General features: G+C 75.8%; 1 protein-coding gene. It reads left to right on the forward strand.

Annotated features, from left to right (window positions below):
• Nucleotides 1–284 precede the first annotated feature (284 nt).
• A partial coding sequence (locus tag EAO71_RS35685) for a hypothetical protein (protein WP_147981966.1) occupies nt 285–757 on the forward strand: 473 nt, incomplete at its 3' end.

The raw sequence follows: 757 nt of genomic DNA on the forward strand, positions 1-757 counted from the left end.
AGGGCGGAGGGGCGAGGCGGGCGGCGTCGTGGCGGACGCGGGCGGACCTGCGGAGGCTCATGGGAACACGCCGCGCCGGACGGACGGCGGAGCCTCCGACCCGGCCCCTCGCCGTCCACCCGAACGGGCGCGTCCACCCGGATGTGCGCCGGGGGCGCACCTCGTGGGACGGGAGGTGATCCAGTTCCCCCTGAATCCGTGGCCCGAACCCGCGTAATGATCGTCACCTTCCGCGCTCTCCCGTGTGCGGACGCCGTGTCCGCACAGTGAGGAGGCCGTTGACGATGACCGGTTCGGGGGCCAGGACCGCGGTGGAGTGGCTGGCGTCGGTGGCGCCGGATCCCGACGCGTGCCGGTGGGAATGGGAGCGCAACCCGCTCGGGGTCGCACTGCTGCCCGCCGGCCGGCGCTGGGACGTGCTGATCCTGCCGGGAGGGCTGGGCCGCCCCACGCTCGACGTGCTGACCCGGCTGGTGGACCGGCCGGGTCCGGTCCTGGCCGACCTCGACGACGCCCGCACGGGATTCTTCGTGCCGGCCGGCACGGCCGCCCGCTGGCTCGGGACAGGGGTGCGCGGCGCGGGCCGCGGGACGTGGATCGTCGTGCCGTACCCGGGTCGCGTCGCGGGCGGGATGCGCTGGCTGGTGGCTCCGGACGGCACCGGCACCCTGACGGACACCGCGCTGCTGGAACTGGCGATGCACGAGGCGGCGGGCGGAATGGCCGGGGAGGGCAGGGCGATCAGGGAGGTCAGGGG

The sequence above is a fragment of the Streptomyces sp. MS191 genome (assembly GCF_008042125.1).
Lineage (GTDB): Bacteria > Actinomycetota > Actinomycetes > Streptomycetales > Streptomycetaceae > Streptomyces.